At 37.7% G+C, this 13,921-nt stretch carries 12 protein-coding genes; 9 read left to right on the top strand and 3 right to left on the bottom strand.

The genetic code is table 11. The features are described 5' to 3' along the window. Window positions 1–186 precede the first annotated feature (186 nt). Both WG906_RS07155 and WG906_RS07150 read left to right on the top strand, forming a co-directional pair. On the top strand, window positions 187–1,056 hold the full coding sequence (locus WG906_RS07155) for an ABC transporter permease (protein ID WP_339991871.1): 870 nt from the start codon (window positions 187–189) through the stop codon (window positions 1,054–1,056). After that, on the top strand, window positions 1,049–1,798 hold the full coding sequence (locus WG906_RS07150; protein WP_339991870.1) for an ABC transporter ATP-binding protein: 750 nt from the start codon (window positions 1,049–1,051) through the stop codon (window positions 1,796–1,798). The genes WG906_RS07155 and WG906_RS07150 overlap by 8 nt, the downstream gene beginning before the upstream one ends. 79 nt (window positions 1,799–1,877) lie before the next feature. Here the strand turns inward: WG906_RS07150 and WG906_RS07145 are convergent, their stop codons facing one another. Then, window positions 1,878–2,543, bottom strand: a complete 666-nt coding sequence (locus tag WG906_RS07145) for a hypothetical protein (protein WP_339991869.1) — start codon at window positions 2,541–2,543, stop codon at window positions 1,878–1,880. Window positions 2,544–2,640: 97 nt separating this feature from the next. Here WG906_RS07145 and WG906_RS07140 point away from each other — a divergent pair, with 97 nt between their 5' ends. The 5 genes from WG906_RS07140 to WG906_RS07120 are packed head-to-tail and all read left to right on the top strand — an operon-like array spanning window position 2,641 to window position 9,465. Further along, entirely contained in the window at window positions 2,641–3,450 is an 810-nt protein-coding gene (locus WG906_RS07140; protein WP_339991868.1) for a PorV/PorQ family protein, read from the top strand. Then, window positions 3,440–5,479, top strand: a complete 2,040-nt coding sequence (locus WG906_RS07135) for a ComEA family DNA-binding protein (RefSeq protein ID WP_339991867.1) — start codon at window positions 3,440–3,442, stop codon at window positions 5,477–5,479. The genes WG906_RS07140 and WG906_RS07135 overlap by 11 nt, the downstream gene beginning before the upstream one ends. Further along, a complete protein-coding gene (locus WG906_RS07130; RefSeq protein WP_339991866.1) occupies window positions 5,480–7,582 on the top strand; it encodes a ComEC/Rec2 family competence protein in 2,103 nt (700 codons plus the stop codon). A gap of 6 nt (window positions 7,583–7,588) precedes the next feature. After that, window positions 7,589–8,365 carry an enoyl-CoA hydratase/isomerase family protein gene (locus WG906_RS07125; RefSeq protein WP_339991865.1) on the top strand — a complete coding sequence of 259 codons (777 nt, stop codon included), beginning with the start codon at window positions 7,589–7,591 and terminating at the stop codon, window positions 8,363–8,365. A gap of 38 nt (window positions 8,366–8,403) precedes the next feature. Beyond that, window positions 8,404–9,465 (top strand): metallophosphoesterase, encoded by a 1,062-nt coding sequence (locus WG906_RS07120; RefSeq protein WP_339991864.1) that lies wholly within the window; start codon window positions 8,404–8,406, stop codon window positions 9,463–9,465. 60 nt (window positions 9,466–9,525) lie between these two features. Here the strand turns inward: WG906_RS07120 and WG906_RS07115 are convergent, their stop codons facing one another. Next, the gene (locus tag WG906_RS07115; protein ID WP_339991863.1) at window positions 9,526–10,503 is read right to left on the bottom strand and encodes an L-histidine N(alpha)-methyltransferase; all 978 of its coding nucleotides are present in this window, start codon (window positions 10,501–10,503) and stop codon (window positions 9,526–9,528) included. A 5-nt stretch (window positions 10,504–10,508) separates the two neighbouring features. Further along, window positions 10,509–11,657: an ergothioneine biosynthesis protein EgtB gene (egtB, locus tag WG906_RS07110; RefSeq protein ID WP_339991862.1), complete on the bottom strand. Its 1,149-nt coding sequence runs from the start codon at window positions 11,655–11,657 to the stop codon at window positions 10,509–10,511. A gap of 140 nt (window positions 11,658–11,797) precedes the next feature. Between egtB and WG906_RS07105 the strand changes: the two genes are divergently transcribed. Beyond that, a complete protein-coding gene (locus WG906_RS07105) occupies window positions 11,798–12,943 on the top strand; it encodes a cystathionine gamma-synthase (RefSeq protein WP_339991861.1) in 1,146 nt (381 codons plus the stop codon). A 62-nt stretch (window positions 12,944–13,005) separates the two neighbouring features. Beyond that, entirely contained in the window at window positions 13,006–13,884 is an 879-nt protein-coding gene (locus WG906_RS07100; protein ID WP_339991860.1) for a TIGR02757 family protein, read from the top strand. The last annotated feature ends 37 nt before the right edge of the window (window positions 13,885–13,921 follow it).

Genomic DNA, 13,921 nt, shown 5'->3' with positions numbered 1-13,921 from the left:
GAGGTAGTTTATACAAACCTAATACTTTTTTCATATAGAATAGAGGTGTAAACGCGGCATTAACAGGGTGTTTAACGACAAATGTTGAGTCGTTTACAGAGAGTTTTTTCAGCAAAAGAGACCCTGTTTTTCGAATGTTCTAATAGGGGAAATTTTTCTGACATTTGAGCAGATTATCATAAGCTGATGGATTTCTATCTTACCGCTATTTTGCAAGCCTTTTGTTTCTCTGCTCTGGCTCTTGGGATTTTCATTTCCATGAAAATTTTTAATATTCCTGATATTACCACCGATGGTAGTTTTACCCTTGGAGGAGTAATAACTGCGGTATTATTGGTTCTGGAAATTCCTGTATGGATTACCCTTCCATTAGTTATGCTTGCAGGTGCCTGCGCAGGTGCAATTACAGGGTTAATTCATACCCGCCTCAAAATCAATCCACTTTTAGCAGGAATCCTGGTGATGACGGCTTTATACTCTGTTAACTTAACAGTGATGGGTCGTTCTAATATTCCTTTATTGAATTTTCCCACGATATTCAGTTCTTGGATGATGATCAAAGACCTTAACGTAAATTCATTTATCATACTTCTGACCGTTGTAGCTATCCTTATTCTGCTGATTGGTTATATACTGAAAACTGATTTCGGAATTGCGATGCGTGCTACTGGCAACAGTGAAACGATGATAAGAGCTTTGGGGGTTAATACCGATAGAATGAAAGTTATAGGTTTAGCTCTGGCAAATTGCCTTACCGCGACAAGTGGATATCTGATCACCCAATTCCAAGGTTTCGCTGATATAAACATGGGTATCGGAATTGTAATTGTGGGACTGGGTTCTGTGATAATAGGAGAGACGCTTATCCATTGGTTGAAGGTCAAATCTGTATGGAGTAATCTGGCTTTAATAATTGCAGGAGCTGTACTATTTCAATTGGTGCTGGCCTTTACTTTAAGTGTGGGTATTGATGCTAACCTGTTAAAACTGGTTACAGCCTTATTTGTACTTCTGATCGTTAGTCTGCCAAAAATTTTTTCATTGAATCATGATTAAAGTTTCCAATTTATATAAAACCTTCCATCCCGGGAAGACGAATGAAGTAAAAGCTTTGCATGGGATTGATCTGGAAATTAAGGCTGGTGAGTTCCTTGTGATTGTAGGAGCAAACGGTTCGGGTAAGTCCACTTTGTTAAACAGTATTTCGGGTAGTGTTCTTCAAGGCTCCGGTGAACTATCAATAGATGGAAACGCCATAACTTCATTGGCTGAGCACAGACGAAGCAAATGGATTGCACGCGTTTTTCAAAACCCATTAATGGGAACGGCGGGTGAGTTAAGTGTTTTGGAAAACTTCAGACTTGCGTCTTTACGAACAAAGAAAAAGGGATTAACGATTGGTATTGATGAGACCTTTAAAAATACAGTGAGAGAAAAAATTTCTGAACTTGGTATGGGTTTAGAAAATAAAATTCTACAACCTATGAGCAGTCTGTCAGGCGGACAACGTCAGGCTTTAACCCTGCTGATGGCTGTAATGGATGATGTTAGGATCTTACTACTCGATGAACCTACCGCAGCTCTTGATCCACGCTCCGCGGAAATTGTTATGAAGACAGCTGATAAACTTATTTCTGATTATAAGCTGACGGCTCTTTTAATTACCCATAATATGAAGGAGGCTTTTAATTACGGGAACCGGATTATACAAATGGTTGAGGGGAGGATTGTGCGGGATTTGGATAAAAATGAGAAAATTAAGTTAAGTCATACAGATTTGTATGAGTGGTTTATGTAAATCGGCACCGCTCACCTTCTTCCGCTCATAAAAAAAGCCACCTCTTTTAGGAGGCAGCTCGTTCTTATTTTTATAGATCTTACTTTCTTCCACCCATCATTCCCTGAAGTTGAGTATAGGTTATTTCCTCGTACTCTTTAGAGGCTGAAAATGTTCCGGCAGGTACTTTTTCTTCTTTGATGCTTTTTACTACAGCCTTTATTGTCATGCCTTGTTGATAGGTGGTAAATTCTAAAGGAAAGCCATAGCTTTTATCAAAATATTGAGTAAAAGAATTGGCAGGGATTTCAATGTCTTTGGTAAAAAAAGCCTCGTTTACCTTACCGGTTTTCTTTTCCGTTACAGTATATTTTTTTCCGGTAAATGATGCTAAAGTTTTTGTTTCGGTCCCTTCAGTAAATGTTAACTCGGGAAAGTTCTCTTTCATCATTTCCATGTCATCCGGTGTAAATCGAATCGAATATTTTTTACTCATCATTGGAATATCCAGTAATAAGCGTTGAAATTCTGTTTTGGGATTCAATATAAAATTAGTGATCGCCATCGGCGTTTTATTTTGAGAAGAACTTGAATCCCCTTTAAAATATACTGTAATCTCATTGGGAAACATAGCTTTCATTTGCTGCATGTTTGAAGGCAAATCGTATTGTACCTGATATGTGATGGTACCTTCGGTAATTTTTTTCTGAGCAAATCCCAGGGTTGCCATTAGCGCAAAAGACGCACTTAAAATTATTTTTCTCATTTCTAAATGAATAATGTGTCAGAAGTTTTTATCCTTAAATGTAACGTAAGAATTTAGAAATATTTCATTTTAATTTAAAAATTTATATTTTCATAGTATGAAGCGACTCTACCTAAGTGCTTTGTACATGCTTTTTGGCTTTGCAGCACAAGTACATTCCCAGGAAATTAATTTAGGGGCCAGGCTCACCGCTATAGGGAATATCGGTGTAGCCATCAATGATGTATGGACACTGCAATCCAACCAGGCGGGGACAGCAGGTTTGCAAAAGCCCATTGCCTCCGTTTCATACTGTAGCAGTTATTTGAATCCTGAGTTGAGTACCCAATCGGCGGCCGTCGTTTATCCCATGGGGCGAAGCACAGTTGGATTAAGTTTACAGAATTATGGTTTCTCTGCTTATAGTGAACAAAAGATTGGTTTTAGCTATGCTAAACGGTTCGGGAATTTCGTAGCAGCCTCTCTCAACTGTAACCTGCATCAGGTACATATTCCAAAGTATGGAAGTGCTCTGGCTTATTCCCTGGAAGCGGGTTTGCAGTATTCTATCGATAAAAAGTTAATTATAGGGAGCCATATTTCAAATCCTAACCAAAGTTCTTATGACCAGGATGTTGATGCCTTTATTCCTGTTATTTTAGAGTTTGGAGCTTCTTATAAGTTTACCGATAAAGTTTTACTGAACAGCGGTATTATAAAAACATTAAACTCCGTAACCGACTTTCGATGTGGTTTGGAATATTCGGTTATAAATTGGCTAGCCTTCCGGGGCGGTTTATCCGCTAATCCCTTCCGTCAGTTTGCTGGTTTTGGATATCAGTTAAATGATCTAAAGATCGATGCAGCAGCCTCATCGCACCCTACTCTGGGTTTCTCTCCTCAAATAGCAATGAGTTATGAGTTTTAAGCTTGTTCTACTTACCTCCTTGCTGGTTTTTTCTCAAAAAGTAAAATCTCAGACAGAAACCGATTTACTTATTGAACAAATAATAGAACCAATGTTCGAAAGTACTTCGGAAGATTTTGATTATTCTGAAATAGTTGAACGTTTAAATTACTATAATAAAAATCCATTTAATCTAAATAAAGTTACGGCGGATCAGCTGAAGGACCTGGTTTTTCTGAGCCCTTTGCAAATAAATGAACTAATACGTCATCGAACTAATAACGGGGATTTCATGGAGATTTATGAACTTCAATCAATCGATGGAATGGATTTGGAGACGATAAAAAAGCTTTTGCTTTTTTGTAATTTAACCGAGATAAATCCCTTCATAAATCTAAGTTTCAAAACATTGGTGACTAAAGGAACCAATGAGGTGATGTTTACTTATGGACAAACACTTCAGAAAAAAGAAGGCTTTATTAGGAGCAGTGCTCCTGATTCATATTACCTTGGAGGTTCTGAACGATTTCTGAGCAGATACAGGTATCATTTTGAACAAGCTTTTTCGGCATCTTTAACCATGGAGAAAGATGCGGGGGAAGCATTTTTCTCACAAAGCCAAAGCCGGGGTTTTGATTTTTACTCAGGAAATATAAGTTATAAGGGTTTTGGCCGGATAAAGAAACTGGTTGTTGGCGACTTCTCCCTGCAATTCGGTCAGGGATTAACCATGTGGTCTGGTTTAAGCTTTGGTAAGGGAGCAGCAGTTGCAACGGTTGCTAAAAATAATATTGGCTTAAAACCATATACTTCAACCAACGAATCCCTTTTTTTAAGGGGACTGGCAAGTACAGTCAATTTTAGGAAAATAGATTTTACCCCGTTTTTATCCTATCGCTTTATCGACGGAGGTCTTGAAGCTGATGGCGATACTGAAGAAATTTCCTCAATAAACAATACCGGCTTTCACAGAACTCAGAATGAGATAAATAATAAGAATTCCATTAAACAGCTAATCTATGGAGCCAATCTTAATTATTCGAATAAGTCACTCCGGCTAGGAACAACGGCTTACCAAACGGAGTTTAATTATCCATTTGAGCCCGGACAGCTTCCGTATAATAAATTTCGGTTTTCTGGCAATAAGCTAACTAATGTTGGCGCATATTATAGTTATAACTGGCATAATTTTTACTTTTTTGGAGAAGGGGGCCACAGCTTAAACAGTGGATTTGCATTTTTAAATGGTTTAATAAGTTCTCTTACTCCAAAAATATCTTTAGTTCTGTTTCATCGTGATTATCAGAAAAATTATCACTCATTTTTTAACCAGGCTGTTTCGGAGGGGACTGCAGCAACAAATGAACAGGGCTTTTATTCTGGCCTTGCGATAACCCCAAATAAAAAGTTTGAATACAATATTTATGCGGATTTCTTCAAATTTCCATGGTTGAGATATAGGGTAGATGCTCCCTCATCCGGATATGAAATCTTTTCTCAATTTTCTTTTTCTCCATCAAAAAGGTTAAAAGCTATGTTGCGATATAAATTTGAGAACAAGGAAGAAAATGATGTATTGGATAATACAATAAATTATCTTTCAGAAGTTCGGAAGCAAAATTTTCGCTTTGAGATCAATTATAAGATCTCTGATGGCTTCCAATTTCGAAACCGCGCCGAAATGGTTGATTATAAAAAGGACGATGTTTCAGAAAAAGGTTTTTTGATGTATCAGGACTTGATTTATAATCCCATGTCGTCGCGAATATCGGGTAATTTCCGGTTTGCGATATTTGATACACCGGGATTTAATTCTCGTTTATATGCCTTCGAAAATGACGTTTTGTATAGTTATTCAGTGCCTGCTTACCAGAATAAAGGCTTGCGATTTTATCTAAACAGCAGGGTTAGGGTGAGTCCTGCGACGGATATATGGTTTAAATATGCCCTGAGTTATTATTCAGATGTAGAATCAATAGGGTCGGGGCTGGATAAAATTGAGGGAAATAAGAAGTCTGACATTAAATTTCAACTACGATTTCAATTTTAAATGAACTTAATTCAAAAAGGCGAATTAGTTTTTGTCAGGTTGTTATTACCTCTTGTCTTGGGTATAGTTGCGGGTCTCTTTTTACCTCCCTCATTTTTGTTATATCATCTCACCCTAGGCATTGCGATTATACTCTTTTGCTTGTTGTGGTTATCAGTTTCTTTTTACAATCAATTTAAATTGTATCTAGGCCGATGGAAGTCAGGTATTTTAGTTCAGTTTTTTGTATTTATTATCGGTATAGTTCTCAGCCTTTCTAAAAGCGAAAAACTTATTGAAAATCACTTTGCGAATTATAAAAGCCAGGCCCTGGTGGTTATCGTTAACTCCGAGCCTAAATTGGGAGGGGATATTCTACGATTTGTGGCGAAGGTTAAACAGGGGTTAAATGCTAATAAATTCAGCCCGCAAAACGGGTTGATTTATATCGCTTTAAAGCTTGAAAAGGGGAAGAGCAATTTCAGATATGGAGATGAATTGTTAATCAGTGGTGTAAATACTGAGGTCGAACCGCCATTAAACCCCTATGAGTTCGATTATAAAAAAAATTTGAGCTACCAGGGAATAACCCATCAGGCTTTTATTTATAAATCGCAGGTTCGGATTTTATCCAGAAGAAAGGAGAATTCTATTATTGGCTATGCGTTAACGTTGCGCAAATCGATGGTTCATAAATACAGCCAATACATACATAATAAAGAGGCAGGATCAGTCGTGTCTACATTAATCCTGGGCTATAAGGCGGAATTAAGTCGGGACGTATTAAATGCATATTCAAAAACGGGAACTATGCATGTGCTCTCCGTATCTGGCATGCACGTTGGAATAGTGTTTTTTATACTTGGCAAAATGCTTTGGTTTATGGGCCGAACCAGCAAACTGAGAATACTTAGAGCGATAATAATTATAACTCTGATTTGGTTTTATGCATTAATCACAGGTTTTTCACCTTCTGTCTGTCGGGCTGCATTAATGCTAAGCATGTATGTTTTAGGTAAAGCTATAAACAGGAGTAGTAATTCCTATAATCTGGTTGCTATATCTGCTTTCTTTTTACTTCTATATAACTCATATTTTTTGTTTGATGTAGGATTTCAGTTGTCCTATCTGGCCGTCCTGGGCTTAATCTACTTTTACCCTAGGATTTATAATTTATTTTATGTTGAAAACTGGCTTGGCGATAAAATATGGAGTTATATCGCACTTTCACTAGCTGCTCAGCTGGCAACTTTTCCGCTTGCAATGTATTATTTTCACAATTTTCCGGTGTATTTTCTGATAAGCAATTTGTTTATAGTACTTCCGGTAACCGGTATTATGTATCTGGGGATAGTTTTCCTTTTTATTCCCTGGGATGCGTTGCTAAAACCAATAGGAATGCTGCTGGAGTATGGAATTGACTTTATGAATAAGGGTTTGTTTTATATTGAGCAATTACCTTTGGCAACTTATTCGAGTTACTTTGGTTTCTTTTACTACCTGTTAATCTACCTGATTATTGCCGGCGTAATACTGGCTCTTCAATATAAAAATAAGTTTTTGGTCTACAGTAGTTTAGCATTTATTTCTGTTTTTATTAGTTATCATTCGATCTGTTCAGTTTTGTCATTCAGCAATAGCGGCGTTACAATATATAGTCTAAGAAAGAACACAGCCTTTGCCTTTTTTGATCGGGGGAGAGCATATGTGTATTCTGATCTGGATAGCTCTGATAAAACTCTTGCCTTTTCTGTTCATCCAGCCGTACAGGCAAATGCCAGCAACTCAGTTTATTTTCAATTGAATCATCTGTCACCAAATAATGCTGTTTTTACAGAAGGTAATTTTTTTAAGTATAAAAACTGGAAAATGTTAATTTGGAACAAGGATATTAATGAGAAACTATATTCAAAAAGAATAATGGTCGACGCATTAATTTTATCCGGAAATCCTAAAGTTAAACTGGAAGATTTGTTAAAAGTGGTTGGATTTAAAATGCTATTTATTGATGGATCAAACCCGGATTATAAAATCAGACAATGGACGTCGGCAGCTGGAAAAATGTCGATTAATTTCTATGTGTTGAAGAAAAATCCGGCGTATACTATACCTTTGGATTATTGATCTATTATGGCAGACTTTATACAAATCGATATTCAAAACAGAGTTGCAAGCATAATTATTAATCGCCCTGAAAAACGAAATGCTCTTAACCCTCAGCTTATCAGGGAACTGATTACAGCATTTAAAAATGCTGAAGCTGACTCTGCGATTAAAGTTATTGTTTTGAAAAGTTCTGCCGACACTTTTTGCGCCGGCGCTGATTTGTCGTATCTGAAGCAGCTGCAAAGTAATACCTATCATCAAAATCTGGAAGATTCAAAATACTTAAGGTTTTTGTTTTCAACGATTTATAAACTTGAGAAACCTGTTATAGCGCAGGTTGAAGGAAACGCAATTGCAGGCGGATGTGGTTTAGTTTCGGTGTGTGATATAGCTTTTGCTGTACCGGAAGCATTATTGGGTTATACAGAAGTTAAAATTGGGTTTGTACCGGCTATTGTAGCTACCTTCCTGATAAAAAAAGTAGGCGAGGGGCGAGGTCGTGAAATGCTGTTAAGCGGAGAATTAATTCCCGCAGTTACTGCCCTGCAATACGGGTTAGTGAATTTTATTGAAGATAAAAATAATATAAATGAAGCCGTAAATGCTTACGCTATTAAAATGGCTCAAAATACTTCTTCACAGTCAATAAAAGCGACTAAGACTTTGCTGGCAAAAATTCAATCTATGGGAATTCATGAGAGTTTAAACCATGCTTCAAAAATTAATGCTCAGTCCAGATTAACAGAAGATTTTAAAAAAGGCATTGATGCCTTTCTCAATAAAATCCAACCCAAATGGTAGTTTATCCAACAATCTTATTAAAGGCTTGTTAGCTAGGTATGACTGAACATCAGCCTAAAAGTCCGTTTGAGTTATTTTTGATTGGAGATACAGGGGACATTTCTCTCGCACGTCCCGATCCGGTTTTGCAAACGCTTGGTTCACATTTCGACGAAAATCAAGCTTCCGGGATAATTTTCTTAGGCGATAATATTTATCCCAGGGGCATGCCTCCCATAAGTAATATCCTGCGGAAGAATGCTGAAAGAACTTTGAATCAGCATTACGAAGCTTTAAAAGATTATCACGGTAAATTAGTTTTCATTGCAGGAAATCACGACTGGAACAGAGGGCGCCCTGATGGTTACGATTATATTATTCGACAGGAACAATATATGCGGAAACTGTTTGGGGAAAGGGAAGTTTTCCTCCCTGCAAACGGTTGTCCGGGGCCTGTAGAAATTAATTTAAACGATCACCTTACCATTGTAGCAATTGATACCCAATGGTGGATGCAAAAAGGCTTGCGTCCTATAGGAAAGGAGTATGGTTGTGATGTATCAACTGAAGAGGAATTTTTTGCAAAACTTATCGGGATTCTTGATCGGAATAAAGATAAGCATCTGCTGGTAGCAGGCCATCATCCGGTATATAGTTATGCAATTCATGGAGGCAAATTTAAACTTAAACATCATATTTTCCCTTTAACCTTATACGACGAAAATGCATGGATTCCTTTACCAGGACTTGGATCCTTAGTTCCCTTATATAGAAAATTTCTGGGTGCCAGAGAAGATGTAGCTCATCCACGTTACCGGCGATTAAGAAAGAAGCTTAAGGATATTCTCGCGATGTATCCCGGGCTGATTTATGCTGCTGGTCATGAGCATAATTTGCAGTATATATGCAAAAATCACAACCACTTTGTTGTTAGTGGTTCGGGTTCTAAAGTGAAGTATGTAGTTCAAAGAGGTAAGTATTTACGCTATGGAGTGAAAGCAAAAGGCTTTTTTAAACTTCGTTTTGAAACCGATGGATCTGTTTATTTGTCAGCCTGGGTAATTGATACATCAAAGCAGTTAGCTCAGGGGAAAATAGTTTTTGAGGAACAGATAATTTAATTCTACATTTAGAATAATCTAATGTATATCACATATTTACGGCGAGGTGTCGCAGGTTTCTCATAGCCTCTCCCATACTACGTCGGTAAACAAGTTTCTTGAATCGAAAAGTTGCGTTAGAGGTTTAAATCCGGATTTTTTGGCTAACACTTGAGTTTCCTCTATGGTATATTTCTGTGAAGTCTCCATGAAAATACATTCATTCTCTTCGAAATGTATATCAATACCCTCAATGGTTATAGTTTGTGCTATTAAACTAAAAAGATAGCTTTTGCAGGCTCCTGATTCCGGATCATAACTTTCGTAATGCTCAAACTGGTTTACGTTGATATCAGCATCTAGTTCCCGATTTATCCGATGAAGCAGGTTCAGATTAAATTCTCGGGTTATGCCATCTTTATCATTATAGGCATTGAAAATTGTCCAGGGATTTTTCTTTAAATCAAAACCTATTAATACTTTGTCGCCTTGCTTTAGGTGATTGTGAAGTTTGTTGCAAAAAATAAGAGCATCATCAGGAGGCATATTACCAATGTTTCCTCCTAAAAGGAGGAGCAATTTAGGGTTTTTAGAAAATGCTTTGACTTCTTCCAGCGCATCAAAATAGTCGCCTGTAATGCCCTTTATTTTTAAATCTTTTATTTTTTTAGGCAGCTCTTTTTCAATTGTTTGAATGATGTTACCTGAAATATCTATTGGATAGTAACTGAAATCAATATTTGCATTACTCAAGCATTTTAAGAGCTCAGCAGATTTCAATGCATCACCCGCTCCAAGCTCTACTAAATCAAAGCCATGTTCAAAGTCGCTAACAATTTCGAGCATTTCTCTACAACGGGTGTTAAATATCTCCAGCTCCGCATCAGTAAGGTAATACTGTTCGGCTTCCATTATTTTTTGAAATAGTTTATCTCCGCGTTTATCATAAAAATATTTAGACTGAAGAAATTTGGGCGTAGAGCGCAATCCTTTAATAACATCCTTCTTGAATGTTTCAGTGGTCTCTGAGTGCTTATCTTTTTGGGAAATGTGATTCATATTGTTTATTGTGCAAGTCGAATACCAGTGTATTGCCATCGTAAATCCGGGTGAAAGAAATTACGGTACGTTGCCCTGCTATGTCCCGGTGAGGTCACTTCGGAGGCACCCCGCAACACCATTTGATTGATCATAAATTTGCCATTGTATTCACCAAGAGCTCCTTCTTCTTTTTTAAACCCGGGGTAGGGTAAGTAGGCGCTTTCTGTCCATTCCCAGCGCTTACCCCAGTTAAATTTGGCCGATGCAGCTTCCCATTCAAATTCAGTAGGGAGTCTTTTACCTGCCCACTCAGCATAAGCATGAGCTTCATAGTAATTTATGTGACAAAGAGGGGCGTCCATTTCTATTGGATTTAATCCATTTAAAGTATACTGGTGCCAAGCGCCGTTTATTTGGTGCCAGTAAAGAGGGGCCTTAATGTGATTTTGGTTCACCCATTCCCAGCCCTCGAGGTGCCAGTAGTTGAAATTCTGATAGCCACCATCTTTAATAAATTCAAGATACTCGCTATTACTAATGAGGGAAGAGCGGATTTTATATGAGTTCAGATATACTGTATGTCTGTATGATTCATTGTCAAAAGAAAAACCTTCACCTTCATATCCTATTCCATACAAGCCTTCTGGTATTTCAATAAAATCTTTTATTTCTTCGGATGAAGGTAAGGGATTTTGATTTTGGCTATAAGCGGGAAACAAGGGATTGTGCCCAAAAATGTATTTGATATCTGTGTATAAAAGTTCCTGATGCTGTTGTTCGTGGTTGAGGCCCAATGTTATTAAATAACTGAATTTTGCGATCCAATCTTTATCCTGTAAAAGAATGTGCATATGATTATCAACATGTCTACGATAAGCATATATGTCTTCTACTGCGGGTCTGCTTAAATTGCCTCTATCCGTTCGAATAACTCTGTTTCCAACAGTTTCATAATAACTATTGAATACGAAGTTATAGTTTAAATCAAATTCCTTATATTCTTTAAGATGAGGCTTTAATATGAAGGTCTCAAAGAACCATGAGGTGTGACCTAAGTGCCATTTTGGTGGACTAACATCCGCAATTGGCTGCACGACATAATCTTCCGTTTTCAAGGGTGCGCAGATTTTTTCGGTTAGTGCCCTTACTTCTTTGTATTTATCTAAAAGCATATATAAGTTACTAATACAACCTACGAAGCTTAAATTGTTTTGGATGCGGATTGTTTTGATTACGGTAAATTATTCCCGGAATTTTAGTACATAAATCTCCCGAAAGGGTTTTATACTTTTGCATCATAAATTCTATAAGCATGAAATTCGGAACTAAAGCTATTCACGCTGGGCAGCATCCTGACCCAACTACTGGAGCGGTAATGACACCCATATATCAAACATCGACCTATTGGCAAAAAACACCTGGAGAACACAAGGGTTTTGAATATTCCCGGGGTACGAACCCAACCCGAAAAGCTTTAGAAGATTGTTTGGCAGCATTGGAAAATGCAAAGTTTGGACTGGCCTTCTCGAGCGGGATGGGAGCGACTGATGCCGTTATGAAGTTACTTCGGCCTGGCGATGAAGTAATAACCGGGAACGATTTGTATGGGGGTTCGTTCCGAATGTTTACCAGGATTTTCGCTAATTATGGCATTAAATTTCATTTTGCGAATTTCGCAATTCCAGCAGATATCAATCAGTATCTCACCGATAAAACTAAGCTTATATGGATAGAAACTCCAACTAATCCGACTCTGCAGATTGTTGACATTGCCGCCATCTCAGAAATCGCCAAAGCTAAAAAAGTCCTCCTTGCTGTTGATAATACTTTTGCTTCTCCCTACCTGCAAAACCCTTTAGATTTGGGGGCTGATATTGTGATGCACTCGGTGACGAAATATCTTGGCGGACATTCGGATGTTGTTATGGGGGCATTGATGCTGAACGATGAGGATCTGTATAAACGTCTCTGGTTTATTTACAACGCCTGCGGAGCAACTCCGGGCCCTATGGATAGCTTTTTAGTTTTGAGGGGAATTAAAACACTTCATCTGAGAATGAAGGCCCATTGCGAAAATGGAAGAAAAATCGCATTTTTTTTAAAGGAGCATGCTGCGATCGATAAGATTTACTGGCCAGGCTTCGAAGATCACCCAAATCATGCTATAGCTAAAAAGCAAATGCGCGATTTTGGGGGAATGATTTCGTTCACACTTAAAGATGCCGATTTAAAAACCACTTTTGAACTAGCTTCAAGATTCAAATTATTTACCCTTGCAGAATCATTAGGAGGGGTCGAATCCTTAATTAATCACCCCGTGAGCATGACACATGGATCTATCCCGAAAGAAATACGCGAGGCTGTTGGAGTAACTGATAATATGCTTCGTTTAAGTGTAGGCGTAGAGGATATAGAAGATCTTTTAGATGATTTACGGCGGGCATTAGATAATGTATAGCTTTAGATATATCTAATTAAGCTTTTAAAATCTAACTGTTTAATCGATGTAAAATCTGTGCGATGATCAAAAACCTTAAAGTCTTTCTCGATTCAAAAGTTGAGCAGTACAATCGCCCGGATTTTATAGAGAATGATCCGATTGTAATTCCTCACCAGTTTTCTGTTCAACAGGATATTGAGATCATGGGTTTCTTTGCAGCGATGTTAGCCTGGGGCCAGCGAAAAACCATTATCAATAAATGCAATGAGCTATCATCACGAATGGATAAAACACCATATGAGTTTGTTAAAAATCATAAAGACACCGATTTGAAAGCCTTGCTTGGATTTAAGCACAGAACATTTAATGATACTGATCTTTTGTATTTTATGCAATTCTTTCAAAATCATTACATGAGGTATAATTCGCTCGAAGATGCCTTTATTCCTAAGTCGAAAGATCATGTTTTCAGAGATGAATATTTGGAGGAATTTATTGGAGACAGGTCATTTGTTGAATTGACCTCGCCAGCTTGCTATATTGACGAATTATTGATTTCCGGGAATACAACTACTCGGAATATCGAATCCAATCTGAATTATTTTCGTTCATACTTCTTTAGTCTGCCCGATTACCCGCGAAGAACAATCAAACATGTAAGTTCCCCAGCTCAGAAATCTACATGTAAACGTTTAAATATGTTTTTACGTTGGATGGTACGAAAAGATGATAAAGGCGTTGATTTTGGATTATGGAGCAAGTTAAAACCATCGCAACTAATTTGCCCATGTGATGTGCATGTGGATAGAGTTGCCCGTAAATTAAATCTTATCTCCCGCAAACAAACCGATTGGCAGACCGCGCTTGAGTTAACCCAACGCCTTCGTGAATTTGACCCAGATGACCCTGTTAAATATGATTTTGCATTGTTTGGCTTAGGCATTGAAGAGAAGTTCTGAAAAGCAGCAATTAAACAATTTTATTAAAGTGGTGTTA

It is taken from the genome of Pedobacter superstes (assembly GCF_037622515.1).
In the GTDB taxonomy this organism is placed as follows: Bacteria; Bacteroidota; Bacteroidia; order Sphingobacteriales; family Sphingobacteriaceae; genus Paradesertivirga; species Paradesertivirga superstes.
Note: the sequence above shows the minus strand (reverse complement) of the source record. Positions and strands in the feature narration are given on the sequence as shown.

Coding starts and splice junctions, on each gene's coding strand:
- WG906_RS07130 (WP_339991866.1), top strand. CDS start 5,480: ATGAACTTAATTCAAAAAGGCGAATTAGTTTTTGTCAGGTTGTTATTA.
- egtB (WP_339991862.1), bottom strand. CDS start 11,657: ATGCTTTTAGATAAATACAAAGAAGTAAGGGCACTAACCGAAAAAATC.
- WG906_RS07125 (WP_339991865.1), top strand. CDS start 7,589: ATGGCAGACTTTATACAAATCGATATTCAAAACAGAGTTGCAAGCATA.
- WG906_RS07155 (WP_339991871.1), top strand. CDS start 187: ATGGATTTCTATCTTACCGCTATTTTGCAAGCCTTTTGTTTCTCTGCT.
- WG906_RS07150 (WP_339991870.1), top strand. CDS start 1,049: ATGATTAAAGTTTCCAATTTATATAAAACCTTCCATCCCGGGAAGACG.
- WG906_RS07135 (WP_339991867.1), top strand. CDS start 3,440: ATGAGTTTTAAGCTTGTTCTACTTACCTCCTTGCTGGTTTTTTCTCAA.
- WG906_RS07115 (WP_339991863.1), bottom strand. CDS start 10,503: ATGAATCACATTTCCCAAAAAGATAAGCACTCAGAGACCACTGAAACA.
- WG906_RS07105 (WP_339991861.1), top strand. CDS start 11,798: ATGAAATTCGGAACTAAAGCTATTCACGCTGGGCAGCATCCTGACCCA.
- WG906_RS07120 (WP_339991864.1), top strand. CDS start 8,404: ATGACTGAACATCAGCCTAAAAGTCCGTTTGAGTTATTTTTGATTGGA.
- WG906_RS07140 (WP_339991868.1), top strand. CDS start 2,641: ATGAAGCGACTCTACCTAAGTGCTTTGTACATGCTTTTTGGCTTTGCA.
- WG906_RS07100 (WP_339991860.1), top strand. CDS start 13,006: ATGATCAAAAACCTTAAAGTCTTTCTCGATTCAAAAGTTGAGCAGTAC.
- WG906_RS07145 (WP_339991869.1), bottom strand. CDS start 2,543: ATGAGAAAAATAATTTTAAGTGCGTCTTTTGCGCTAATGGCAACCCTG.